Origin of the sequence: Micromonospora sp. CA-111912 (assembly GCF_050948415.1) — a bacterium.
GTDB lineage: Bacteria > Actinomycetota > Actinomycetes > Mycobacteriales > Micromonosporaceae > Micromonospora.
On sequence record NZ_CP192007.1, the window covers coordinates 1,943,917 to 1,967,788 of the forward strand.

Consider the following 23,872-nt stretch of genomic DNA (forward strand, 5'->3'; position numbering starts at 1 on the left):
TCGGCGGTGCAGCCGAGGGCGGCACCGGCCGGGCCTGTGAGGGGCCTGTACCGAACTTGTACGGAGGCTGTATCCACCTGCGCCGATGTCGCGATAGCTTCTGCCTGCCCACCTGAGCCTGGGCGGTTGTTCGGGGTAGCTGTCGTCCGATGGGGAGCAGAAGCGATGGATCCTGCACCGGTGGCTACGACCGACGCAGTGGCGCAGCACACCGTGCTGGCGCAGCGGCGGATCGAGGACGTCCTCGAGCGTGTCCGCAGCGAGATCGAATGGGTGGACGTCACCCTGCTGCGGGAGGGTCTCTCTCCCCGGCTCGGAGGGATCGACGGCATGTACGTCCGGCACCTGGCCGGGCTGACGGAGGAACTGCCGCCGCTGGTGGTGCACCGGGACACGATGCGCGTGATGGACGGGTTGCACCGGCTGGCCGCGGCGCGCGGCCGAGGTCAGCGGCAGGTGCCCGTGGTGTACTTCGAGGGAACCGGCGACGAGGCCTTCGTCGTCGCGGTGCGGCTCAACGCGGCCCACGGCAAGACGCTGCGCGCGGGGGACCGTGCGGCGGCGGCGCGGCGCATCCTCGGCACGTATCCCCACTGTTCAGACCGCTGGATCGCCTCGGTGTGCGGGGTCGCGCCGCGCACCGTCGCCGCGTTGCGGCAGGAGTCGGCCGACGGCCGCCAGCGGCCGGAGACCCGGATCGGCCGCGACGGCCGGCGTCACCCGATCTCCGCCCAGGAGGGTCGCCGCGTGGCCGAGCAGATCATGCGCGAGGAGCCGGGGGCGAGCCTGCGGGTGGTGGCCCGCCGCGCCGGCGTGTCCGTCGGCACCGCGCTGGACGTGCAGCGGCGCCTGCTGGCCGCAGGCCCCGAGGGGATCCGGCGCACCGACGGCGCGGCGCGGCAGTGGGCCGCGGCGGACGCCGGGCAGCCCGCCGTGCTCAGGATTCGCGAGCAGTTGGAATGGTTGACCCGGGAGCCGACACTGCGCTACACGGATCAGGGCCGGGCGCTGCTGCGAATGGTGTCAGCCACGCTGGCCTTCCTCGACCGCTCCGGCCCGACGGCGGACGTGCTGCCGGACCACTGTCGGCGCTCGCTGGACGCGGTGGCGCGCGCCTGCGCCGGCGGCTGGCTCGACTTCGCCGATCAGCTCGGCGACGAGGAGGCCCCGCCGCGGGCGGCCTGAACGCCGCAACCGCGCCGCGATGATCCGTCGGAGGGCGGGCCCGGCCGCCACCTACAGCGGCGGGGTGACGTCCCGGCGCTCCTCGACCCGGCGGTACTCCACCGGCTCGGTGGTGGTGACCACCTCGCGGCGACGGCCCCAGACCAGCGTGGTCATGACGAGGCCGAGCACGCCGGCGGCCATCAGGATCCAGCCGACGACGTCCAGGTTGACGCCGCCGAGGTTGGCGTCGAGCGCGAACGTGAGGATCGCGCCGACCGCGATCAGGAAGATGCTTGTGCCGATACCCACGACAGCCTCCTTCGGGGGATGCAGTGTGCTGTCGATGGAAGGAAGTACCCCGTGGGTGAACCGCGTAATCGGCCGACCCGGGAGGTGGTCCGAGTGGTTCTCCCCGGCGGTACCTTCCGGTGGCGGTCGGACGCCGGTGGGCCGGTGCCGTCGGCGATCTTGTCGTCGGGTACAGTTCACCCCGTCACCGAGAGCATCGGCGACACGCGGACGTAGCGCAGCTGGTAGCGCATCACCTTGCCAAGGTGAGGGTCGCGGGTTCGAATCCCGTCGTCCGCTCGCGATCCGCCCCGTCGGGGCCGACCGCCGCTGGCCCCGACATGTTCGGGCCGGGTGCCCGCGGGCGATTGGCGCAGTGGGAGCGCGCTTCCTTGACACGGAAGAGGTCACTGGTTCAAACCCAGTATCGCCCACCAGAAACGCACGGTCCTTCCTCCTACCTCCCGGCCCCCCGTCGTGGGGGCGGCCACGTCCAGTTCGGCGGGCGGGTCGGCGTGGGGCGGGACGGTGTCGGGGAGTACTCGTAGACTCGCCCGATGACTTCCCCCAGCGACACGCTCACCGAGACTCCGCTGGGCGTGCTCCGCCGGGTCTTCGGCTACGACGCCTTCCGCGGCGAGCAGCAGGAGATCATCGACCACGTGGTCGGCGGCGGCGACGCCCTGGTCCTGATGCCGACGGGCGGCGGCAAGTCGCTGTGCTATCAGATCCCCGCGCTGGTGCGCGACGGCGTCGCGGTGGTCGTCTCCCCGCTGATCGCCCTCATGCAGGACCAGGTCGACGCGCTCACCGCCGTCGGGGTGCGGGCCGGCTTCCTCAACTCCACCCTCGATTTCGACGCCCGGCGGCGGGTCGAGGCGGCGTTCCTCGCCGGGGAACTGGACCTGCTCTACCTCGCCCCGGAGGCGCTGGGCAGCCGCGCCACCGTCGGGCTGCTGGAGCGCGGCCGAATCGGGCTGTTCGCCATCGACGAGGCGCACTGCGTGGCGCAGTGGGGCCACGACTTCCGCCCCGACTACCTGGCGCTGTCGATGCTGCACGAGCGCTGGCCCGCGGTGCCCCGGATCGCGCTGACCGCCACGGCCACCGCTGCGACCGCCACCGAGATCGCCACCCGGCTCGGCCTCACCGGGGCCCGGCACTTCGTGGCCAGCTTCGACCGGCCCAACATCCAGTACCGGATCGCCCCCAAGCGCGAGCCCCGCAAGCAACTGCTCGACCTGATCCGCACCGAGCACCCCGGCGACGCCGGCATCGTCTACTGCCTGTCCCGGGCATCGGTCGACAAGACGGCCGAGCTCCTGGTCGCCAACGGCGTCTCCGCGCTGCCGTACCACGCGGGCCTGGACGCGGCCACCCGCGCCGCGAACCAGAAGCGGTTCCTGCGCGAGGACGGCCTCGTCATGGTCGCCACCATCGCCTTCGGGATGGGCATCGACAAGCCGGACGTGCGGTTCGTCGCCCACCTCGACCTGCCCCGCTCGGTGGAGGGCTACTACCAGGAGACCGGCCGCGCCGGCCGGGACGGCCTGCCGTCGACCGCCTGGCTGGCGTACGGGCTCCAGGACGTCGTGCAGCAGCGCAAGATGATCGAATCCTCGGAGGGCGACCTCGCCCACCGGCGGGTGCTCGCCGCCCACCTCGACGCGATGCTGGCCCTCTGCGAGACCGTGGAGTGCCGCCGGGTGCGGCTGCTGAGCTACTTCGGCCAGGACAGCGGGCCGTGCGGCAACTGCGACACCTGCCTGGAGCCGCCCGAGTCCTGGGACGGCACGGTCGCCGCGCAGAAGCTGCTGTCGACGGTGCTGCGGCTGCACCGGGAACGCAACCAGAAGTTCGGCGCGGGGCAGTGCATCGACATCCTGCTCGGCCGGCGCACCGAGAAGGTGACCCAGCACCGCCACGACGCGCTGACCGTGTTCGGCATCGGCGAGGAGCTGAGCGAGGCCGAGTGGCGGGGCGTGGTCCGGCAACTGCTCGCCCAGGGCCTGCTCGCCGTCGAGGGCGACTACGGCACCCTGGTCCTCACCGACACCAGCGCCGAGGTGCTGGGCCGGCGTCGGCCGGTGCCGATGCGCCGCGAGGCGGCCCGGCCGGCGCGGACCCGGTCGGCGAGGACCCGCCCCGGCGCGACTGCGGCCGTCGAGCTGTCCCCGGCGGCCGAGCCGGTGTTCGAGCGGCTGCGCGCCTGGCGGGCGGCCACCGCCAAGGAGCAGGGGGTGCCCGCGTACGTGGTGTTCCACGACGCGACGCTGCGTCAGATCGCCGTCGACCCGCCGTCGACGCTCGACGACCTGGCCCGCGTCAACGGGGTGGGGGAGGCCAAGCTCGCCCGGTACGGCGAGCAGATCCTCGTGGCCCTCGCCGGCTGACCTCCGCGAGCGGGCCGGTCGGGCGGTTCTGCCGTCGGCAGATCCGCTGCCGGTGAACACCGTTGTCGCCCCGGCCCGGGGGCCGGCACTGTGGGCGGATGAGACTTCTGGTGCTGGGCGGCACGGGCTTCGTGGGCGGGGCGACGGTCGGCGAGGCGGTGCGCCGAGGCTGGTCGGTGACGGTGTTCAACCGAGGGCTGCGCGACGCGCCGCCGGCGGGCGTACACGTGTTGCGGGGTGACCGGACGACGCCCGGCGGCCTGGCCGCGCTGGCCGGCGGCGAGTGGGACCTGGTGGTCGACACCTGGGCCGGCGCGCCGCGCGCGGTGCGGGACGCGGCCCGGGCGCTGCACGGCTCGGCGGGGTGGTACGGCTACGTATCCAGCGGCTCCGTCTACGCGCTGCCGTTCCCGCTCGGCGCGGCCGAGGACGCGCCCGTCGTGACCGCCGAGGCGGACGCCACCGACGGCGGGTACCCGGAGCTGAAGGCCGGCGGGGAGCGGGCCGCCGTGGAGGTGTTCGGCGACCGGGCGCTGCTGGCCCGGGCCGGGTTGATCATCGGGCCGGGTGAGGACATTGGGCGGCTGCCCTGGTGGCTGACCCGGATCGCCCGGGGCGGCGACGTGCTCGCCCCCGGCCCCACGGACCTGCCGGTGCAGTACGTCGACGTCCGCGACCTGGCGAGCTGGCTGCTGGACCGGGGCGCGGCGGGGTCCGGCGGGGCGTACAACGTGGTGTCGCGGACCGGGCACGCGACGATGGGCGAGCTGCTCGACGCCTGCGTCGTGGCCACCGGCTCGGCGGCCCGGCTGCGCTGGACCGCGCCGGAGTCGATCCTCGCCGCCGGCGTGGAGCCCTGGAACGACCTGCCGATCTGGGTCCCCGTCGGGCACGAGTACCGCTGGCTGCACGAGCGGGACGTCGAGCGGGCGTACGCGACGGGGCTGGCCTGCCGGCCGGCGGCCGAGACCGTCGCCGACACCTGGGCCTGGCTGCGCGAGGTGGGGACGGCGCCGCCGAGCGCCGGCCGCCCGCCCCGGGCACCGGTGGGCCTGGCCCCACAGCGGGAGGCGGCACTGCTCGCCGCCGCCCGCTGACCCCGCCGCCCGGCGTCGGGCGGCTCAGGCCCGGGCTACCGGCAGGTCGAGCACCTCGTCGATGCTGCGGCGGGGGGTCGGGGAGCCCGGCTGGCCGTACCCGATGCGCATCACCATCTGCGGGGTGCCGAACCGGCCCAGGGACAACCGCAGCGCCTCCCGTGCCCCCGGTACCTCGATCGGCTGGGAGAGCATCGACACGCCCAGCCCGGCGTCGGTGGCGGTGAGCAGCACCCGTTGCAGGGCCTGGCCGGCGATCACCTGGTCGGTGGTGGTGTTGCCCGTCGCGCCGAGCACGGCGACCAGCGGCTCCGGCTCGAAGTCCCGCCCCGGGGCCCGGTCGCGCCCGCCGAAGCCGCGACTGGGCAGCAGGTCCTGCGGTTCGCCCAGCGGGCCGCCGGCGGCGGCCGGGATCCCGTCGGGGGCGGGCGCGGTGCGGACCCAGTCGGCCAGTTCGGCGCGGTAGGCGGGGTCGCGCTCCAGGACCCGGTTGGCGCTGCGGGCGATCTCGGCGAACGCGTTCACGGCGCTCACCCCGATCACCAGTTCCAGCCAGCCCTGCTCGGCCCGGGCCGCCTCGCCGAGCCGCCAGCGGACGTCGGCGGGCACCGGGTCGGGCCAGAACGGGGTGCGGTTGCTGAACCGGTGCGGGATGGCCGCGTACAGGCCCTGCTCGGCCGGGGTGGGGCGGCGTGGCACGTCGGGGGTGAGCCGGGCGAGCACGTCGGTCTCCGTCGGGTACGGGCGCAGCCGGACCTTCGCCGGGGTGCCCGCCACCGCCAGGGACAGCCGCAGGTTGAACAGGGCCGCCCCGCAGGCGATCCGGGCGCCCCAGCCGCTCGGGTCGGTCGCCGGCAGCCGACGCTCCCGGTCCAGCATCACCTCGATCCCGCCGTCGCGCAGGCGGAACCGCCACGGCTGGGTGTTGAGCAGTGAGGGCGCCCGAACGGCGTCCGTCGCGGCGGCCCTGAGCTGCTCGACGGTGAAGTCGGTCTCCATGGTGGTGCTCCTTCCCGTGGCTGTTCCTGCCGTCCCGTTCGGTCCACCCCCACAGTGCGTGATCGGGGTGGGGCGCGGGCAGGGCCGGATGTCCCCTCTGTCCCGGGACCCCCTGCCCGGGCGGCCCACGGTCGGCGTCGGGACCTTCGGCCCGTGCGGGCGGCGGCGCGAGGGGGTAGAAATGAGGGATGATCAGGGTGTTCCTTCTCGACGACCACGAGGTCGTCCGTCGTGGCCTTGCCGACCTGCTCACCAGCAGCGGCGGCATCGAGGTGGTGGGTGAGTCGGGCTCCGCCCAGGAGGCGGCCCGCCGCATCCCCGCGCTGCGGCCCGACGTGGCGATCCTCGACGCCCGGCTGCCCGACGGCAACGGCATCGACGTGTGCCGGGACGTCCGCGCCGTGGACTCGTCGATCAAGGGCCTGATCCTCACCTCGTACGAGGACGACGAGGCGCTGTTCGCGGCGATCATGGCCGGCGCGGCCGGCTATGTGCTCAAGCAGATCCGCGGCACCGACCTGGTCGACGCGGTGCACCGGGTGGCCGCCGGGCAGTCGCTGCTCGATCCGGCGATCACCACCCGGGTGCTGGAGCGCATCCGCAGCGGCGTGGAGCAGCCCAATGAGCTGAAGGCCCTCACCGAGCAGGAGCGCCGCATCCTGGAGTACGTCGCCGAAGGGCTGACCAACCGGGAGATCGCCGGCAAGATGTTCCTCGCCGAGAAGACGGTGAAGAACTACGTCTCCAGCGTGCTGGCCAAGCTGGGCCTGGAGCGTCGCACCCAGGCCGCCGTCCTGGCCACCCGCCTCCTGGGCCCCCGCCACTAGCTAGGGGCCCGTAGCGGCATCCACCGTCATGGGGGTAAGTGCGGTAGCTGCTTGGTCGATGGATCTCGGCGAATCCCTGATCATGTTGTGGGCCTTGGCCGTGGGTGCCGGGCGGGTAGTGCCACCTTGCCTCCTTTGCTCTGCTGCCGCCACCGCAACGCCAGCACCGCCGTGCAGCACCAGCACCAGCTTCGCGTAGCCGCTTCGCGTCGGGTGCCGGCACGAGAGGTCGGCAGAACCGTCACGCTCACGCTCCGCACGCGTTGCGCCGGGGGCAGCAGAGCAAAGGAGGCGCTGCGGGGTTGGCCGCCGTCGGCGAGGACGTCAGCGTCGACGTTCCCGCCCCGTCCGTGGGGTGGGGCGGGGTTCACGATCGTCTGTTGATTTTGGAGAACCCGCCCGGCGTGTCGTCTCACAAATCAGCAGACGATCACGCCACGACAGGCTGTCCTGCACCCTGACGCCGCCAAAGGTGGCTACTTCGACGCATGCCTGGCGCGCCCGGAGTGAGTGTCGTTACGTCAGGGTCAGCGGCCGTAGCCGGTCAGGGATCGGGCGACGGGCTGGCCGGTGGCCCGGCGGTGCCGGATGACGACGGTCATCGCGGCGAGGCGCTCCGTCACGCACTGGCAAGGAAGGCGTGTGCCAGTGTGTGGCCGAGCAGTTGGCCGGCTTCCTCGGCGTTTCTGCGCCCGACGAGGACTTCCTCGTTGGCGGCGCGGCCGAGCCCGTGGATCATCGCGTACACCCACTCGGGCGGGAGGTCGGCGCGGAGTTCGCCCCGGTCGGCGGCGTCGGTCAACCACACCAGTAGCGGCTCGTCGGCCGCGGGGCGGCGCAGCGGCGCGTCGGTGGCCGCGCCGGGACGGTTGTCGAGGAAACGGTAGCGTTCGCCGACTTGGATGATCCCGTGGCCAAGACGGTGGAAGACCGTCGCGGCCGTGGCCCCTGGTGTGATCGCGGTCGTGACGACGGCCCGCTCCACGTCGACGACAAGGTCGATGAGCGCCTGAATCAGGTGCTCTCGCGTAGGAAAGTGCCGGTAGACGGTGATTCGTGCCACGCCGGAGGCCTCGGCGATCTGCCGCATGCTCGCCTCGGGGTTGGCCGCGAGCATGCGGATGGCCGCGGCGATCACGGCGTCCCGGTTGCGTCGCGCGTCCTGCCGCATCCCATGGTCGACCACGTTGAGCTCAGTAGCGTCACCCACCCGGTAAATGATACAACCTGTCGCAACTGATACAGCGTGTTTCATTTGGAGGGTTGCGTGGACATGATCGAGACAGTCGACCCGGGCCTGTCGAGGCGGAAGCGGCGGTTGACTCTGGTATCGGTGGCGTTGGGCGTGGTGATGGTCAGCCTGGACGGAACCGTCGTGCACATAGCCAACCCGACGATCGCCCGCGACCTCGGCTCGTCGATGACCGATCTGCAGTGGGTGACCAACGGCTATCTTCTCGCCCTGGCGGTGACGTTGATCGTCGGCGGCAGGCTCGGCGACAGGTTCGGCCGGCGCCGGATCTTCGTGATCGGAGTCGCCGGTTTCGCCCTCGCCTCTCTCGGGTGCGGTCTGTCGCTGTCGACCCCGGCACTGATTGCCTTCCGGGTGTTCCAGGGATTCGCCGGGGCGTTGTTGGTGCCGAACACCCTTGCGATCCTGAGGTCGGCCTTCCCGCCGGCCGAGCTGAGCCGTGCCATCGGGACGTGGGGCGCGGCATCGGCGTTCGCCGCCGCCGCCGGGCCGATCGTCGGCGGGCTGCTGGTGGAGTACCTGTCCTGGCCGGCGATCTTCCTGCTGAACGTGCCGATCGGACTGGTCGCTGCCGTGCTCGCCGTTCGGTGGATCGACGAGAGCCGTGCTCCGGGCGGCGCTGGGCGGTTCGACATCGCCGGTGCCGGCGCGCTGGCTGCGGCGTTGTTCGTACTGGTCTGGGCGCTGACCGGCGCGCTCGGCCGAGGGTGGGGGTACGGGGCTGCGAGCGCGGCCACGGCCCTGATTCTTCTGGTGGGGTTCGTGGCTCGGCAGCGCAGTGCTCCCGCTCCGATTCTTCCGCTGTCGCTGTTTCGGTCCCGCGCCCTGTCGGTCGGTGTCGTCCTGCTCGTGACGGGCAACCTCGCGCTGTACGGGGTGCTGTTCTCCATCGGCCTGTACATGCAGAACGTGCACGGCTACCCGCCGTTGGAGACCGGTGTTCGCCTGCTGCCGCTGATGGCGGTGTTCACGGTCAGCTCGCCGCTGGCTGGACGCCTGACTGAGAAGTTCGGCGCGCGCTGGCCGTTGGCGCTCGGGATGGCGCTGCTCGCGGCCAGCTTCTTCGGGCTGGCTGGCCTGTCGGCGGACTCCCCCTACGGCCAGCAGTGGCCATGGTTGATCCTGCTGGGGTTCGGCATGGGAATCGTCGTGGTCGCCGGGACCGAGACCATCATCGGGGCGGCACCTGCCCGGCACAGCGGGGTGGCGGGCGGTCTGCAGACCACCGCGAACCAGCTCGGTGGGGTGCTGGGCACCACGGTCTTCGGGACGGTGATCGCAACGATCGTGGCACGGACACTACCGTCAGAACTGCGCCGCGCGGATGTCCCGGACGCGATCGCGGAACAGGCCCTCGCACACACCGGCCTGGCGGAGCAGGGGATCGCCCCACTCGCCGCGCAGACGAACGAGCTGGCCGTGGCGGCGATCACGACGGCAACCGAACGTGCGTTCATGTCCGGCATGCACGCGGTCATGTGGGTCGGCGGCGGTATCGCGCTCCTCAGCGCGCTGCTGGCGCTGCTGATCCCAGCACGCCGCTCCGGAACCGCGGCGCCCGAGCCGACCGAGGTCGACTGGCGGGGACGGGGCCAACGAGCCGGCGACTCCCCGTCACCACGCCCACCTGCCCCGACTGCCTGAGCACGGCGGGGCGACCGCCAAGCGCCCGGGGACGGTGGCGGTCGCCCCGCCCGACGACGGCTGTTGGTCGACCCGGGCCGTGGGGCGGAGGGGCGGCAGCGTACGACCGACGAGGCGCGCCGGTGCTGGCGCGCTGGCCCGGCCGGGGCGATCACCCGTTCGGCACCCGCAACCGCGTGTGCACCGCCGGACGTCAGTCGACGACCGCGCCGTGGGCCTCGGCCAGTACGACCGCGCCCGCCAGGTCCAGCTTGGTACTGCGCAGCCTCGCCGCCCCCAGGTCGACGCCCGCCAGGTTCGCGCCCCGGAGGTCCGCCTCGTGGAGGTTGGCGTTTCGCAGGGTCGCGCCCGAGAGGTCGCAACCCCGCAGGCAGGCGCGGCGCAGGTCCGCTTCCGACAGGTCAGCGTCCTGCAACGGCACGCCGGTGAGGTCCTGCCCGGCGAGTTCGACACCGCGCATGACGACCCCTCGCCACTGGCCGCCGGTCACCGAGATCGGGCGCAGCTTGCATTCGACGAAGATGCTGCCGGTGAGCTTGCAGCCGGTGAGGGTGGCGGTGAAGAGCGAGGTGCGCCGGAACTCGCAGGTCACGAAGGCCGACGCGGTGTGGGTGGAGGCGTTCAGCCGGCAGTTGGCGAACACGCACGACTCGAACTGCGCCCCGGTGCTGAGCGACTCGGTTAGGTCGACCTCGCGGAAGACGCACCTGCGGTAGGTCTCCCCCGACAGGTCGCGGCCGTACCAGTCCAGGCCGACGAACTCTTCCTCAGTCCACGTCTCCGCATGGCGCATCTGTGGCTCCTTCACTGGCAGCGGCCCGGCTAAATGATACGGACCGTATCATTTGCTGTTCGGCGGTTCCAGTTTCGGCCGGCCCTCGGTCGCCGGAACGCACCCTTGCCTTTCGATGACCAACTCCCTACTGTTCCGATAGGAAAGGCAGACTTTTTTGGGAGGGCTCATGGCACCATCGGACGGCCAGACCAGGCGTCAGGTCATCGGCGGCATCGCGGGGGTCGCCGGGGCGGTCGCCGCGTCGGCGCTCACGCCCGAACAGGCGCTCGCGGGCGGGCCCGACGAGCGGCCCTTCCGCGCCGACACCTCCGGCCAGCGCCCCACGGCGCGGCCGAACGTGCTGGTCATCCTCGGCGACGACCTGGGCTGGGCCGACCTGGGCAGCTACGGATCGCCCGACATCCGCACGCCCCACCTGGACCGACTCGCCCGCGACGGGGTCCGCTTCACCAACGGCTACTCCGCCGCCGCCGTCTGCTCCCCGACCCGCTTCGCCCTCTACACCGGCCGCTACCCCGGGCGGCTGCCCGGCGGGCTGCCCGAGCCCATCGGCCGGGCCCACGAACTGGAGGGCCTGCCCCCGGGGCACCCCACGCTGGCCTCCCTGCTCAAGGGCGCGGGCTACACCACCGCCATGTACGGCAAGTGGCACTGCGGGTTCCTGCCCTGGTTCAGCCCGCTGCGGTCGGGCTGGGACGAGTTCTTCGGCAACTTCTCCGGCGGCCTCGACTACTACTCCAAGGTCAGCCACCTGGGCCAGCACGACCTGTACGAGGGTGAGGTGCCGGTGGAGTCCCTGGACTACTACACCGACACGGTCGCCGACCGCGCCGCCGCGTTCGTCCGGCGCTCGCACCGCCGCCCCTGGCTGTTGAACCTGAACTTCACCAGCCCGCACTGGCCCTGGGAGGCCCCGGGCGACCGGGCGGTCAGCGCGGAGTTGACCGCGCGCATCCGGGCGGGCGAGAGCGGCGTGCTGTTCCACCGCGACGGCGGCTCCCTCGACACGTACCGCAGGATGGTGGAGAACCTCGACCGCGCCGTCGGGCAGGTGCTGACCGCGCTGCGGCAGACCGGCCAGGAGCGGGACACCGTCGTCCTCTTCGCCAGCGACAACGGGGGCGAACGGTTCTCCCACCAGTGGCCGCTGACCGGCGGCAAGGGCGGCCTCGCGGAGGGCGGCATCCGGGTGCCCACCGTCCTGCGGTGGCCCGCCCGCGTCCGGCCGGGCCAGGTCAGCCACGAGCCGGTGGTGACCCAGGACTGGACGGCGACCCTGGTCGAGATCGCCGGGGCACGGCCGGATCCGGGGCACCCCTTCGACGGCGCGAGCCTCGCCGGCTACCTGCTGCGGGGGGAGCCGGCCCCGGAGCGGGACCTGTTCTGGCGTACCCGGGGGGACCGCGCGCTGCGCCAGGGGCGCTGGAAGTACTTCCGTAGCGTCGGCGGGCCGGACACCCTGTACGACCTCGTCGCCGACCCGCGCGAGCAGGCCAACCGGGCCCGCCAGCGGCCGGACCTGGTCGGGGCGCTACGTGGCCGCTGGGAGGCGATCGACGCCACCCTGCTGTGCTACCCCTGAACCGGCCGCCCCGGCCACTCTCGGCGGCGCGGGCGCTGCGGGACCGGGGTCACGCCGTGGCCGCCGCGTCCACCGCCATGGAGAGCCTCGGGCCGGGCCCGGGTTCAGTCGCGGAGCGGGACCGACCAGCGCAGTTCGGTGCCGTGCGGGATCGCCGGGCGTACCTCGAAGTCGCCGGAGTGGCGCTCGGCGCGCTCGCGGAGGTTGACCAGGCCGCCCCGGGCGGCGGCCGGGGCGCAGCCCCGGCCGTCGTCGGTGACGGTGACCGTGACCCAGCCGCCGTCGACGGCCACCGCCACCGCGACCCGGCTGGCCTCGGCGTGGCGGACCGCGTTGGACAGCGCCTCGCGCAGCACGGCGGTCAGGTCGGGGCGGATCGGCTCCGGAACGGCGCTGTCGATCGGCCCGGTCAGCTCCAGCGTCGGCCGGAAGCCCAGCGACCCGGCGGCCACGTCGACCGCCTCGCGGATCTCGGTGCGCAGCGCCGCGCTCATCGGGGTACGCAGCTCGAAGATGGTCCGCCGGATGTCCCGGATGGTTTCGTCCAGGGCGTCGACGGCCCCGTTGATCCGCTTGGCCACCTCGGGGCGGGTGTTCATCGCGCCGCTCTGCAACTGCAGGCCGATGGCGAACAGCCGCTGGATCACCACGTCGTGCAGGTCCCGGGCGATGCGCTCGCGGTCCTCCAGGACCACCAGCAGCTCCCGCTCCTCCTGCCCCCGGGCCCGCTCCATGGCCAGCGCGGCCTGCCCGGCGAAGCTGCCCAGCAGCGCCACGTCGTCGTCGGTGGCCCCGCCCCGGTCCGGCCCGTACGCGATCACCAGGACGCCGTGCAGGGCGTCGGCGGCGGCCAGCGGGGACACCACCGCCGGCCCGGTGGTCACCGGGGCCGGCCAGGGCGCCGCCTCGGCCAGGTTCTCCACCAGCTCGTGCCCCCGGCCGGTGACCGACCCGGCAAAGGCGGTCTCGGCGGCTGGCAGCACCGCGCCGACCAGCTCCCGGGCCCGCCCGTCGGCACCGTCGACCACCTCCACGGTGAACTCGCCGGCGTCCTCGTCGTAGAGCAGCACCACGGCCAGCTCCGCCTCGGCGACCTCCCGGGCGCGGCGGGCCACCAGCGTCAGCGCGTCGGTGCGCCGCACCTCGCCGAGCAGCACCGAGGTGATCTCGGCGGCGGCGGCCAGCCAGCGTTCCCGGCGGTGGGCCAGCGCGTACAGCCGGGCGTTCTCGATCGCCACGCCGGCCGCGGCGGCCAGGGCCACCACGATCTCCTCGTCGTCCTCGGTGAACTCGGCGGCACCCTGCTTCTCGGCCAGGTAGAGGTTGCCGAACACCTGGTCGCGGATGCGCACCGGCACGCCGAGGAAACTGTGCATCGGCGGGTGGTTCGGTGGGAAGCCGTACGACTGCGGGTGCTTGGTGATGTCCGGCATCCGCACCGGCTGCGGGTCGTCGATGAGCAGCCCGAGCACGCCCCGGCCGTGCGGCAGCTCACCGATGCTCGCGTGCAGCTCGGCGTCGATGCCGTGCACGATGAAGTCGTGCAGCAGCCGGTCGGAGCCGATCACCCCGAGCGCGCCGTACCGGGCGCCGGCCAGCTCGCAGGCGGACTGCACGATCCGTTGCAGGGTGCTGCGCAGGTCCAGGTCGGTGCCGATGCCGACCACCGCGTCGAGCAGGGCGCGCAGCCGTTCCCGGCTGGTGACCACCTCACCCACCCGGTCCAGCATCTCCTGGAGCAGCTCGTCGAGCCGGACCCGCGACAGCGGGCTCAGCCCCAGCGACGGGGTGACGTGTTCGTGCATCGGGTTCGGTGTGCTGCTGGCCACCGGCCGATGCTATCGCCCGTGGCCTCGCGGGTCATGGCCCCGGTGGCCGGCCGGAGCCTGGGGTTCACGCTTCCGTGGAGCGCACCGCGGTGGTGTCCACGACCTGCTCGGTGGGCAGCCGCGGGGTGTGCGGCGGGCCGGCGTGCTCCGGGTCCGCGATCCCCATCCGCAGCACCAGGTACGGGTATCCCATCCCGGCGAGCACCTGGCGCAGGGCCTGCCGGGTTCCCTCCACCTCCACCACGCCGGACAGCGGCACCATCGACACACCCAGCCGGGTGGCGGTCAGCCACGCCGCGGAGAGCGCCTCGCCGGCCCGCAGCCAGCTGTCCCGCTCGTCCTCGTCGCCGAAGAGCAGCCCGTACACCGCCGTCCGGTCGTGGCCCTCGCCGACCGGCAGGATGCCGGGGCGGCCGAAGTCCCGGCCCGGCACGGTGGTCTGCGGCGCCTGCTCGGGCAGCACCTCGGGCGGCAGGCCGATGCCGGCGCCCGTGCGGCTCGTCCAGTAGGCCAACTCCTCGCGCAGCTGCGGGTCCTCCGCCTCGACCGACCCGGCGTGCGATGCCGCGGCGGCCAGGTCCATCACCTGGTCGGCGTTGAGGATCTGCAACCGGGTGCCCTCGGCAGCGACCGCCTTCGTGATGTCGTCGACGGCCGGGGTCGGCACGGGCTCGTCGCTGACCGGCCGCCGGTCGGTGTGCCGGACCTGCATGCACTGCACCGTGTGCATGGCGTCCGGATCCGCCTCGGCGCGCTTGAGGCCGGTGAGCCGGGCCAGCAGCTCCGGATCGCTCGGGTCGGAGATCCGCTCGACCACGAAGTCCCAGCCCTCGGCAGCCAGTGCCACCCGGGCGTGGTGCAGGGCCGCGCCGCAGCTCAGCGCGACCAGCCGGCCCTCCGGGTCGGCGGCGGACAGCTGCCGTTCCCGCACGACGTGCAGCTCCAGGGCGTCGGGCAGGACCCGCCAGCGCCACGGCTGCGTGTTGTGCACCGAGGGGGCGTGACCGGCCATCGCGGCGGCCTCCGCGAGGGCGGTGGTCAGGGAGCGGTCCGGCGTCTCGTGGCTCATCGTCACGACCTTTCGTCTCTGCCCATCGTGCCCCTCCGGGCGGTGCCCCGGGCGGGGTTGCCGCTTCAACGTGCGGCACGGGCTGCCCGGTCGCACGGGTCCGTGGGTCCCGTCCCGTCCGGACACTTGCCTCCGCCGATCATGACAGGCGCGGCGGACGATTCGTTCGTTGGCATCCTCGCCGCGCCCTGCGCGGCGACCGCGTCCCTCCAGGAGGCACCGGAGTGATGGTGATCCACGGCACGGCGAGGGTTGCTTCCACCTGCGCGACTGAAGGGCAGGGAAGGACCCCTTGTCACCGTCTGTACGACAGGGGGTCCTTCCCTGCCCGCGCGGCCTCAGCGCTCGCGGACCACCGCGACCGGGCAGTGGGCGTGCTGGATGAGCTGTTGGCCGACCGAGCCGAGCAGCATGCCGCGCAGCCCGCCTCGGCCGCGGGTGCCGACCACCACGAGCTGGGCGTCCCGGCTCGCCTCGATGAGCGTGCGGGCCGGGCGGCCGGTCACCACGTCGACGGTCACCTCGACCTCGGGGAACGTCTCCCGCCACCTCGCCAGTGGCTCCACCAGCGCCGCCCGCTCCGCCGCCACCGCGTCGGCGGGGGCGGGGCCGCCGTCCGTCGCCGGCTCCCAGGCCCGCACCACGTGCAGCGGTACGTGCCGCTGGGCCGCCCGCTCGACGGCGAACCCGAGGGCCAGCAGCGATGTCGGCGACCCGTCGACCCCGACCACCACCCGCCCGGCGCGGCCGGCGGCGGCGTCGTCACGGACCACCACCACCGGGCAGTGGGCGTGTGCGGTCACCGACACGGCGGTGGAGCCGACGAGTAGCCCGCCGAACCCGCCGTGACCTCGGCTGCCGAGCACCAACAGGCCGGCCCCGGCGGAGCGTTCCTCCAGCAGCAGCGCCGGCGGCCCGTCGAACACCTCGCCGTGCACGGTCAGCCCGGGCCGCGCAGCGGCGGCGTCGGAGGCGGCCGTGCCGACCAGCTCCTCCACCTGCCGCCGGGCGGTCTCGTCGGGCCAGATGCCGGGGGCCACCCCGGGGCCGATCCACCCGGCCACGGTCACCCACTCGAAGACGTACGCCAGGCGGACCGGCCGTCCCGTGCGCTCCGCCTCGTCCAACGCCCAGTTCAGCGCGACGTTGGCGTCGGCGGAACCGTCGTAGCCGACCAGGATCTCATCACTCATCGGGTCCGCCTTTCGGTGCCTCGGGGGCCGTCTCCCGGATCCAGCGCCACTCGGCCACCCGCGGGTCGTCCTCGCCGAAGCGGCGGGTGTGGTCGCGGCAGGCCTGCCGGGCGTCCACCATCTCCTGGCGCAGGCGCGCGGCCCGGGAGGCCAGGCCCGGCGTCCGGTCGATCACGTCGATCACCAGGTGGAACCGGTCCAGGTCGTTGAGCATCACCATGTCGAACGGCGTGGTGGTGGTGCCCTCCTCCTTGTACCCGCGCACGTGCAGGTTGTCGTGGTTGGTCCGGCGGTAGGTGAGCCGGTGGATCAGCCACGGGTAGCCGTGGTACGCGAAGACGATCGGCTTGTCGCGGGTGAAGATGGTGTCGAACTCGCTGTCGGGCAGGCCGTGCGGGTGCTCCGACGGCGGCTGCAGGCGCATCAGGTCGACCACGTTGACCACCCGCACCTTCAGGTTGGGCAGGTGCTGGCGGAGCAGTTCGGCGGCGGCCAGGGTCTCCAGCGTCGGCACGTCCCCGGCGCAGCCGAGCACCACGTCCGGCTCGTCGCCGTCGTCGGTGCTGGCCCAGTCCCAGATGCCCAGGCCGCGCCGGCAGTGCTGGATCGCCTCGTCCATGGTCAGCCAGTTCGGCGCGGCCTGCTTGCCGGCCACCACCACGTTGATGTAGTGCCGGCTGCGCAGGCAGTGGTCCATCGTGGACAGCAGGGTGTTGCCGTCCGGCGGCAGGTAGACCCGGACCACCTCGGCCTTCTTGTTCATCACGTGGTCGATGAAGCCCGGGTCCTGGTGGGAGAAGCCGTTGTGGTCCTGCCGCCAGACATGGCTGGAGAGCAGGTAGTTCAGCGAGGCCACCGGCTGCCGCCACGGGATGGCCCGGGTCACCTTCAACCACTTGGCATGCTGGTTGACCATCGAGTCGACGATGTGGATGAACGCCTCGTAGCTGGTGAAGATGCCGTGCCGACCGGTCAGCAGGTACCCCTCCAGCCAGCCCTGGCACAGGTGCTCGGAGAGCACCTCCATCACCCGGCCGTCGGGGGAGAGGTGGTCGTCGCCGGCCGTGGTCTCGGCGACGAACGCCCGGTCGGTGACCTCGAAGGCCGCGCCGAGCCGGTTGGAGGCCACCTCGTCGGGGCCGAACAGGCGGAACGTCTGCGGGTTGGCGGTGATCACGTCGCGGACCCACTTGCCGAGCACGCCGGTGGCCCCGGCCGTCGGCTCGCCGGGCCGCTCGACGTCGACCCCGTATTCCCGGAAGTCGGGCAGGGTCAGGTCGCGCAGCACCGTACCGCCGTTGGTGACCGGGTTGGCGCTCATCCGCAGGTCGCCCTTCGGCGGGAGCGCGGCCAGCTCGGCGACCGGTGCGCCGGTGGCGTCGAACAGCTCCTCCGGCCGGTAGCTGCGCAGCCAGCGCTCCAGCTCGGCCAGGTGCTCCGGGTTGTCGCGCACCTCGGCGATCGGCACCTGGTGGGCGCGGAACGTCCCCTGCACCTGCTTGCCGTCGACCGTGTCCGGGCCGGTCCAGCCCTTCGGCGTACGCAGGATGATCATCGGCCAGCGGGGGCGCTCGACCGTGCCGCCGGAGCGGGCCCGGCGCTGGATGTCGGCGATCTCGTCGACCGCCCGGTCCAGGGTGGCGGCGAGGAGGTGGTGCACGGTCGCCGGGTCGTCACCGGCGACGACGTACGGCTGGTAGCCGAAGCCGCGCATCATGTCCAGCAGGTCGTCGGTGGGGATCCGGTCCAGCACCGCCGGGTTGGCGATCTTGTAGCCGTTCAGGTGCAGGATGGGCAGCACCGCCCCGTCCCGGGCCGGGTTGAGAAAGACGTTGGACAGCCAGCTCCCCGCGAGCGGGCCGGTCTCCGCCTCGCCGTCGCCGATCACGCAGGCGACCAGCAGGTCCGGGTTGTCGAACGCGGCGCCGTACGCGTGGCTCAGCGCGTACCCCAGCTCGCCGCCCTCGTGGATCGAACCCGGCACCTCCGGGGCGACGTGGCTCGGGATGCCGCCGGGGAAGGAGAACTGGCGGAACAGCCGCTGCATGCCCGTCTCGTCGCGGCTTACGGAGTGGTACAGCTCGCTGTAGGTGCCCTCCAGCCAGGTGTTCGCCACCAGGGCGGGGCCGCCGTGCCCGGGGCCGGTGATGAAGATCGTCGGTAGCTTCCGGTCGACGATGATCCGGTTGAGGTGGGCGTAGAGCAGGTTCAAGCCGGGGCTGGTGCCCCAGTGGCCGAGCAGCCGCGGCTTGACGTGCTCGGGTCGTAACGGCTCCCGCAGCAGCGGGTTGTCCAGCAGGTAGATCTGCCCGACGGTCAGGTAGTTGGCCGCCCGCCAGTACGCGTCCAGTTGGCGCAGCTCGTCTTCGGTCAAGGGGCTGTGCAGGTCTACAGCGGTGTCCATGCTGCGTTACCCTCTCGCGGATCGGGGACTTTCGCATCCCGGTGTCCCGGCCTTCCCGGCGCGTCCAGCCTCGTCGCCCACCCGGGGATCGAGCAGGGCCGTTGGTCCCGGGACGCGAGGGCGTCTGGTCCCGGGACGCGTGGCGTCATGCCCCGTCCGGCGCGGTGGAGACGAGTCCACGGACGACGATGACCGGGGCGGGGGAGTGGTAGAGCAGCGACTGGCTGACCGCGCCGAGCATCCCGCGCAGCGGCTCGTCCCCCCGGCCGGCGACGATCGCGAGCTGCGCCGAGCGGGACCGGTCGACCAGGACGTCACCGGGGTCGCCGACGACGCTGTGGCACTCGGCCCGCACCGAGGGGTGCCGCCGTCCGTACCGGGCCACCGCCTCGGCCAGCTCGACGCCGGCGTCCTCGGCGGACCCGGCCGCGCCGCCGCCCTCGACCGATCGCGCCGGCTCGGTGATCCGGACGGCGAGCAGCGGGGCCGACCGGCGGGCGGCGTAGTCGAAGGCGAACCCCAGCGCCGTCCGGGAGCTCACCGACCCGTCGACGCCGACCAGCACCGGACCCTGCGGCGGCGGCCCGGGGCGCACCACCAGCACCGGGCAGCCGGCCTGGGCGGCGAGCTGCACCGCCAGGGCGTCGGCGGGGATGCAGTCCTCGCAGCGGGACATCCCGCCGTCCCCGACGGCGACCAGGAACGCCGACTCGGAGCGGCGGATCAGCGCGGCCAGCGGGGAGCCCTCGACGATCTCCCCGTACACGGGCAGCGCCGGCTCCACCTCGCCGGCCACGGCGGTGGCCCGCTCGATGAGGTCCTCGGCCTCGGCGCGCGGGCCGGCGGCCGAGGGGGCCTCCAGGGCCGCCGCCCAGTTGAACGCGTGCAGCAGGCTGAGCGGGCGGCCGTGGCTCGCGGCGTCGCGGGCGGCCAGCCGGACGACCTGGAGGGCGTCGTCGTCCGACGAACCGATCGCGGCCACCACCGGCGCGTCGGCGGTTGCGGCCATCCGGCCTCACCTCCCCGCGCCACGATGCCCCTGTGGCCGAGCGTAGTGGCGCGGATGAGCGCGCGGGGCCGGATCGGTGGGGTCACCGGGGGCGCGAGCTGGGCGGGACGGAAGACCCAGCCCCGACGCGGGATGCCAACGCCGCTACGGCCAACTGAACAGGCTGAAGCCGCCGCCTCCCGTATGGAGGGCGTTGGTCAGCCCGGGGTGTCCTCGTCCGCTGGCGGCTGGGGCTGGCGGTACTTCTTGATCCACGCCTCGATGTCCTCGGCCAACCAGACCTTCATGCCGCGCAGTTCCCGGTACGGCTTGGGGAAGGTGGGCCGGTTCACGATCTGCTGAAACCGGGACCGGGAGACGCCCAAACGTTGGGCGATCTCGTAAGGGCCCATCAGGTCGCCCGGTCCAGCAGCCATGGTCTGAACGTATGCACGGTCTCATCTCCCCGAACGGCGATCCCCGATTGGGGGTCCCCAATTTGACACCCAGGCAACTGGCGGTGTGTGATCGGTGGCGCGGTACCTCCGCCCTGGTTGAGCTGGGCTCGGCGGGGCGGGGTGCCGCAGAAACCGAACCCCGTGGGAGGTATCGATGGCGCTGCAGGACGCCCGACACCTGGCTCTCGTGAGGCCACGCCAGGGCTTTCGATGGGACTCCTGCGTCTCTTGGATCTGGAGGGGCAGGGACGACCGGCTTGACCTCACCCGGGCGGCAGGCACGTCCGGTGCGGCCGGATCGGTCGTACGCCGGGCCAGGACACGGTGACTGCGCGTCGGCTGCCTCTGTTGATCCTGGATGCCTGGCGTGCCCTCGACTGGCATAAGCGCCGGCGGTGTGCCGCTTGTCGGCCGAGCGGCGGGTGCCCCCTGGTTGAGGTGGCCAAGGCCCGGATCAGGGCATGGCGACGCTACGGCCCTCGCCGATGATCGAACTCAAGGCCGGTGACGTCCTTCACGTAACCGCCGCGTGCAGCGTGCAGTTCACCAAGCCGATGATGTTTCGCCTGATCAAGGTTCGGCACGACCTGGTCACCTACGACCACTGGATCTGGCTCGCCGGCTACCAGCTCGACGCCAAAGGCGAGGCCATGGCCCGCCGGGAGATCTTCGTTCAACCGGCGGGTCTGATCGTGCAACGACGAACCGCCCCGGCGCCCGCCATCGCCAAACACGACAGTGGTCAACCAGGGCGGTCCGGATCGAACGTGCGGGCCTAAGCCGTATCGGCGGGTATCCCCGCATGGGTCGGGCCGCCGATCGAGCGTCAACTTTCGTTGACAGGCGGGCTCTGTCAATGTAAGTTGACGCCATGAGTCAGGCGACGGAACTAGCGGCGGCAGCCGGCAGCACCGATCCCCGGGTCGGTCTGCGCGCCGTGCGCGCCCTGCGCCGGCTCCTCGAACGGCTGGAGGTGGTCCAGGTGGACAACGCCCGACGACAGGGCTGGTCCTGGCAGGAGATCGCCGACGCCCTCGAGGTCAGCCGGCAGGCGGTCCACAAGAAGCACGCCGGGCGACCGGCGGCCCCGAACTCCTGGGAGGCGTGATGTTCGAACGGTTCACCGACCGAGCCCGCGAAGTGGTCCGCCGAGCCCGCGACGAGGCGCGGGCCGCCGGCCGGCGGCCGATCGACACCGAGCACCTGCTGCTCGCGATCCTCGCCGACGCCGACAGCCTCGCGGCACGGGTGCTGCGCGACGCCGACGTCCGCGCCGACGACCTGCGCGCCGCCGTCGCCCGGCACACCGCCGACGGCGGGGCGGGACTCGCCGAGGCCGACATCGACGCGCTGCGCGAGATCGGCATCGACCTCTCCGCCGTCGTCGCCCGGGTCGAGGAGTCCTTCGGCCCCGACGCGCTGCGCGCCGCGGCCCCGGGCCCCCGCCGCCGCTGGGGTCGCCGGCAGCACCCCGGCGGCCCGTTCACCCCCCGGGCGAAGAAGGTGCTGGAGCTGGCGCTGCGGGAGGCGCTCGGGCTGAGACACCGGCACATCGGCACCGAGCACATCCTGCTCGGCCTGCTCCGCGAGGCCGGAGGGACGGCCGCCCTGGTGCTCACCGAGGCTGGGCTCGACCTGGCCGACCTGCGTCGCCGGGTGGAGGCCGCCCTGCGGACGGCGGCCTAGAAGGGGAGGGAGGGGCCCTTCCCAGCCTCCGGTGGGCGGAAACGGCACCTCCCTCCCGGCAAACCTGTTTTCGGTGCGCGCAACCTCACCGGTCGCCGGGTCGCCGCCCGGTCGGAGTTGCTGCACACTGGCGCCGTGGATGCTGAGCAGGACACGCGTTCGACCGCCGCCGTCGGCGGGTTGCGCTCCGCGGTGGTGGTCAACCCGGTGAAGGTGACCGATCTCGACGAACTGCGCGAGACCGTCGATGCCGCCCTCACCGCCGCCGGCTGGCCCCAGCCGCTGTGGTTCGAGACCACCCCCGACGACCCGGGGCGAGGTCAGACCGAGGAGGCCGTCAAGGCGGGCGTCGACGTGGTCTTCGCCTGCGGCGGGGACGGCACCGTGATGTCCTGCGTCAGCGGCCTGGTCGGCACCGACGTGGCCCTGGCCGTCCTGCCCCAGGGCACCGGCAACCTGCTCGCCGCCAACCTCGGCCTTTCCACCGACCTGGCCGCCGGGCTGGAGGTGGCCGTCGAGCGGGGGCGCCGACAGCTCGACGTCGGCGCGGTCGAGGACAGCTACTTCGCCGTCATGGCCGGGATGGGCTTCGACGCCCAGATGCTCGACGCCACCTCCGAGACCACCAAGGCCCGCATCGGCTGGCCCGCGTACGTCGTGGGGGCCGCCCGGCACCTGCGGGACCGGCCGATGAAGGTCTCCATCCGCATCGACGACCGGCCGCCGCTGCGCCGCCGGGCCCGCTCGGTGCTGGTCGCCAACGTCGGACGCCTCCAGGGCGGGGTCACCCTGCTCCCCGACGCCGAACCGGACGACGGCTGGCTCGACGTCGCGGTGCTCACCCCGCGTGCGCTGCGGCACTGGCTGGCCATGGGCTGGGCGCTGGTCCGGCGCCGGGGCAGCGTGCCCCGGATGGAGGTCTTCCGCGCCCGCAAGGTGGAGATCACCAGCAACCGGGCCCAGCCGCGCGAGCTGGACGGCGACCTCATCTCCCCCGGGCGACGGCTCGTGGCGGAGATCCGCCCCCGCGCCCTGTGGCTCTGCGTGCCGCAGCCCGAGGAGACGCCCGACCTGTCCGTCGACGCGTCCGCAGCCAAGGAGCGGGGCGAGGAGCTGGTCGAGGAGGCGCGCCGTGAGTAGCACCAAGATGGTGCCGGAGACCCGGCTGATGTCCGACCAGGAGCTGTCGGCCGACGACGCCTGGCACACGCTGCGCCGGCAGGGCGGCTGGTGCCTGCTGCGGGACGCGTTCGTCCGGTTCCGCTACGGCGACGGGTTCAGCCACGCCCGGGCGTTCGCGTTGCAGCTCTGCCTCGCCGTGGTGCCGTTCATGATCGCCCTCACCGGCCTGATCACCGACCTCGGCGCCGACGCGGGCGGCGAGGTGGTCGCCGACACCGTCCTCGCCCTGACCCCCGGGCAGAGCGAGGCGATGGTGCAGGACCTGCTGGTCGACAGCGAGCGCACCGAGGACGCCGGCGAGCTGGCGCTGACCCTCGGCCTGCTCACCGGCCTCTTCGCGCTCACCACCACCATGGCGCAGATCGAGCGGGGCGCGAACCGGATCTACGGCGTCGAGCGGGACCGTCCGGCGCTGTGGAAGTACCTGCGCGCGGCCGTGCTCGCGGTCGTCGCGGGCGTCCCGGCGCTGACCGGCTTCCTGATCCTCGTCGGCGGCGGGGCGTTGGGCGACTCGGTGCGGCGGCACTACAAGTGGGGCGAGTTCGCCCACGGCGCGTGGGACGTGGTCCGCTGGCCGCTGAGCCTCGGGCTGACCGTGCTCGCCGTGGCCCTGCTGTTCCGGCACGCTCCCCGGCGCAACCAGCCCGGCCTGTCCTGGCTGTTCTTCGGCGCCGGCATCGCCACCGCGCTGTGGTGGTTGGCCAGCCTGCTGCTCGCCGCCTACGTTCAGGTCAGCGACGGGTTCGGCCAGACGTACGGGGCGCTGACCGGGATGATGGCGCTGCTGCTCTGGGCCAACCTCACCGGGATGGCGCTGTTCGGCGGGCTGGCCTTCGCCGCCCAGCTCGAGGCGATGCGGATCGGCGTGCAGGAGCCGGCCCAGCCGGACCGGTGGCAGCCCGAGGCCGAGCGCGAGGAGCTCCACGACACCGGCGAAATGACCTCACTCTGACCCGTCGCGGTGTACGCGCGGCCCGAACCGGGTAAACCGCCTCGCCAGGACAGACAAGGGAGGTGC

Annotated in this window: 20 protein-coding genes, 2 tRNA genes and 2 pseudogenes; 14 read left to right on the forward strand and 10 right to left on the reverse strand. The window is 73.1% G+C overall.

Going from position 1 to position 23,872, the window contains the following annotated elements; translation table 11 throughout:
- Positions 1-180 precede the first annotated feature (180 nt).
- Positions 181-1,185, forward strand: a complete 1,005-nt coding sequence (locus ACQPZO_RS08840) for a ParB/RepB/Spo0J family partition protein (protein ID WP_433348673.1) — start codon at positions 181-183, stop codon at positions 1,183-1,185.
- A 51-nt stretch (positions 1,186-1,236) separates the two neighbouring features.
- Here the strand turns inward: ACQPZO_RS08840 and ACQPZO_RS08845 are convergent, their stop codons facing one another.
- Complete coding sequence (locus ACQPZO_RS08845) at positions 1,237-1,476, reverse strand: DUF6458 family protein (RefSeq protein WP_161692301.1); 240 nt, start codon at positions 1,474-1,476, stop codon at positions 1,237-1,239.
- A gap of 206 nt (positions 1,477-1,682) precedes the next feature.
- On the opposite strand from ACQPZO_RS08845, the gene ACQPZO_RS08850 reads away from it, so the two are divergent.
- The 4 genes from ACQPZO_RS08850 to ACQPZO_RS08865 all read left to right on the forward strand — a co-directional run bounded on the left by ACQPZO_RS08850 (position 1,683) and on the right by ACQPZO_RS08865 (position 4,945).
- Positions 1,683-1,755, forward strand: a tRNA-Gly gene (locus tag ACQPZO_RS08850).
- 62 nt (positions 1,756-1,817) lie between these two features.
- A tRNA-Val gene (locus ACQPZO_RS08855) sits at positions 1,818-1,892 on the forward strand.
- A 120-nt stretch (positions 1,893-2,012) separates the two neighbouring features.
- Positions 2,013-3,848, forward strand: coding sequence for a DNA helicase RecQ (gene recQ / locus ACQPZO_RS08860; protein WP_405112000.1), 1,836 nt, complete (start codon positions 2,013-2,015; stop codon positions 3,846-3,848).
- 98 nt (positions 3,849-3,946) lie between these two features.
- Positions 3,947-4,945 (forward strand): reductase, encoded by a 999-nt coding sequence (locus tag ACQPZO_RS08865; RefSeq protein ID WP_433348676.1) that lies wholly within the window; start codon positions 3,947-3,949, stop codon positions 4,943-4,945.
- 24 nt (positions 4,946-4,969) lie between these two features.
- Here ACQPZO_RS08865 and ACQPZO_RS08870 read toward each other — a convergent pair whose 3' ends face one another.
- Positions 4,970-5,944, reverse strand: a complete 975-nt coding sequence (locus tag ACQPZO_RS08870; protein WP_433348678.1) for an Acg family FMN-binding oxidoreductase — start codon at positions 5,942-5,944, stop codon at positions 4,970-4,972.
- A 188-nt stretch (positions 5,945-6,132) separates the two neighbouring features.
- Between ACQPZO_RS08870 and ACQPZO_RS08875 the strand changes: the two genes are divergently transcribed.
- The gene (locus ACQPZO_RS08875; RefSeq protein ID WP_433348680.1) at positions 6,133-6,771 is read left to right on the forward strand and encodes a response regulator; all 639 of its coding nucleotides are present in this window, start codon (positions 6,133-6,135) and stop codon (positions 6,769-6,771) included.
- A gap of 619 nt (positions 6,772-7,390) precedes the next feature.
- Here ACQPZO_RS08875 and ACQPZO_RS08880 read toward each other — a convergent pair.
- Positions 7,391-7,942, reverse strand: coding sequence for a TetR/AcrR family transcriptional regulator (locus tag ACQPZO_RS08880; protein ID WP_433348682.1), 552 nt, complete (start codon positions 7,940-7,942; stop codon positions 7,391-7,393).
- A gap of 102 nt (positions 7,943-8,044) precedes the next feature.
- On the opposite strand from ACQPZO_RS08880, the gene ACQPZO_RS08885 reads away from it, so the two are divergent.
- Positions 8,045-9,667, forward strand: coding sequence for an MFS transporter (locus ACQPZO_RS08885; RefSeq protein ID WP_433348684.1), 1,623 nt, complete (start codon positions 8,045-8,047; stop codon positions 9,665-9,667).
- Between the two features lie 193 nt (positions 9,668-9,860).
- On the opposite strand, the gene ACQPZO_RS08890 is transcribed toward ACQPZO_RS08885, so the two are convergent.
- The gene (locus ACQPZO_RS08890; protein ID WP_433348686.1) at positions 9,861-10,460 is read right to left on the reverse strand and encodes a pentapeptide repeat-containing protein; all 600 of its coding nucleotides are present in this window, start codon (positions 10,458-10,460) and stop codon (positions 9,861-9,863) included.
- Positions 10,461-10,629: 169 nt separating this feature from the next.
- Between ACQPZO_RS08890 and ACQPZO_RS08895 the strand changes: the two genes are divergently transcribed.
- On the forward strand, positions 10,630-12,045 hold the full coding sequence (locus tag ACQPZO_RS08895) for a sulfatase family protein (RefSeq protein ID WP_433348688.1): 1,416 nt from the start codon (positions 10,630-10,632) through the stop codon (positions 12,043-12,045).
- 104 nt (positions 12,046-12,149) lie between these two features.
- Here ACQPZO_RS08895 and ACQPZO_RS08900 read toward each other — a convergent pair whose 3' ends face one another.
- From ACQPZO_RS08900 to ACQPZO_RS08925, 6 genes are all read right to left on the reverse strand, one after another.
- Positions 12,150-13,850 (reverse strand): sensor histidine kinase, encoded by a 1,701-nt coding sequence (locus ACQPZO_RS08900; protein ID WP_433350894.1) that lies wholly within the window; start codon positions 13,848-13,850, stop codon positions 12,150-12,152.
- Positions 13,851-13,938: 88 nt separating this feature from the next.
- Positions 13,939-14,943, reverse strand: coding sequence for an Acg family FMN-binding oxidoreductase (locus ACQPZO_RS08905; protein WP_433348690.1), 1,005 nt, complete (start codon positions 14,941-14,943; stop codon positions 13,939-13,941).
- A 338-nt stretch (positions 14,944-15,281) separates the two neighbouring features.
- The gene (locus ACQPZO_RS08910; protein ID WP_433348692.1) at positions 15,282-16,136 is read right to left on the reverse strand and encodes a universal stress protein; all 855 of its coding nucleotides are present in this window, start codon (positions 16,134-16,136) and stop codon (positions 15,282-15,284) included.
- Positions 16,129-18,540: a phosphoketolase family protein gene (locus tag ACQPZO_RS08915; RefSeq protein WP_433348694.1), complete on the reverse strand. Its 2,412-nt coding sequence runs from the start codon at positions 18,538-18,540 to the stop codon at positions 16,129-16,131. The genes ACQPZO_RS08910 and ACQPZO_RS08915 overlap by 8 nt, the downstream gene beginning before the upstream one ends.
- Positions 18,541-18,685: 145 nt before the next feature.
- A complete protein-coding gene (locus tag ACQPZO_RS08920) occupies positions 18,686-19,549 on the reverse strand; it encodes a universal stress protein (protein WP_433348696.1) in 864 nt (287 codons plus the stop codon).
- Positions 19,550-19,746: 197 nt separating this feature from the next.
- A complete protein-coding gene (locus tag ACQPZO_RS08925; protein ID WP_433348697.1) occupies positions 19,747-19,965 on the reverse strand; it encodes a helix-turn-helix transcriptional regulator in 219 nt (72 codons plus the stop codon).
- A 506-nt stretch (positions 19,966-20,471) separates the two neighbouring features.
- On the opposite strand from ACQPZO_RS08925, the gene ACQPZO_RS08930 reads away from it, so the two are divergent.
- The 6 genes and pseudogenes from ACQPZO_RS08930 (at position 20,472) to ACQPZO_RS08955 (ending at position 23,806) form a co-directional block, all read left to right on the forward strand.
- Positions 20,472-20,765: a hypothetical protein gene (locus tag ACQPZO_RS08930; protein WP_433348699.1), complete on the forward strand. Its 294-nt coding sequence runs from the start codon at positions 20,472-20,474 to the stop codon at positions 20,763-20,765.
- Positions 20,766-20,857: 92 nt separating this feature from the next.
- Positions 20,858-21,094: an HTH domain-containing protein gene (locus tag ACQPZO_RS08935; protein WP_350885751.1), complete on the forward strand. Its 237-nt coding sequence runs from the start codon at positions 20,858-20,860 to the stop codon at positions 21,092-21,094.
- Positions 21,094-21,228 (forward strand): annotated as a pseudogene (locus tag ACQPZO_RS08940) (Clp protease N-terminal domain-containing protein); the annotation flags it as partial. The gene ACQPZO_RS08935 and the pseudogene ACQPZO_RS08940, both read left to right, overlap by 1 nt.
- Positions 21,229-21,447: 219 nt before the next feature.
- Positions 21,448-21,645, forward strand: a pseudogene (locus ACQPZO_RS08945) (Clp protease N-terminal domain-containing protein); the annotation flags it as partial.
- 162 nt (positions 21,646-21,807) lie between these two features.
- Positions 21,808-22,812, forward strand: coding sequence for a diacylglycerol/lipid kinase family protein (locus tag ACQPZO_RS08950; RefSeq protein ID WP_433348701.1), 1,005 nt, complete (start codon positions 21,808-21,810; stop codon positions 22,810-22,812).
- Positions 22,805-23,806 carry a YihY/virulence factor BrkB family protein gene (locus ACQPZO_RS08955; RefSeq protein ID WP_433348703.1) on the forward strand — a complete coding sequence of 334 codons (1,002 nt, stop codon included), beginning with the start codon at positions 22,805-22,807 and terminating at the stop codon, positions 23,804-23,806. The genes ACQPZO_RS08950 and ACQPZO_RS08955 overlap by 8 nt, the downstream gene beginning before the upstream one ends.
- The last annotated feature ends 66 nt before the right edge of the window (positions 23,807-23,872 follow it).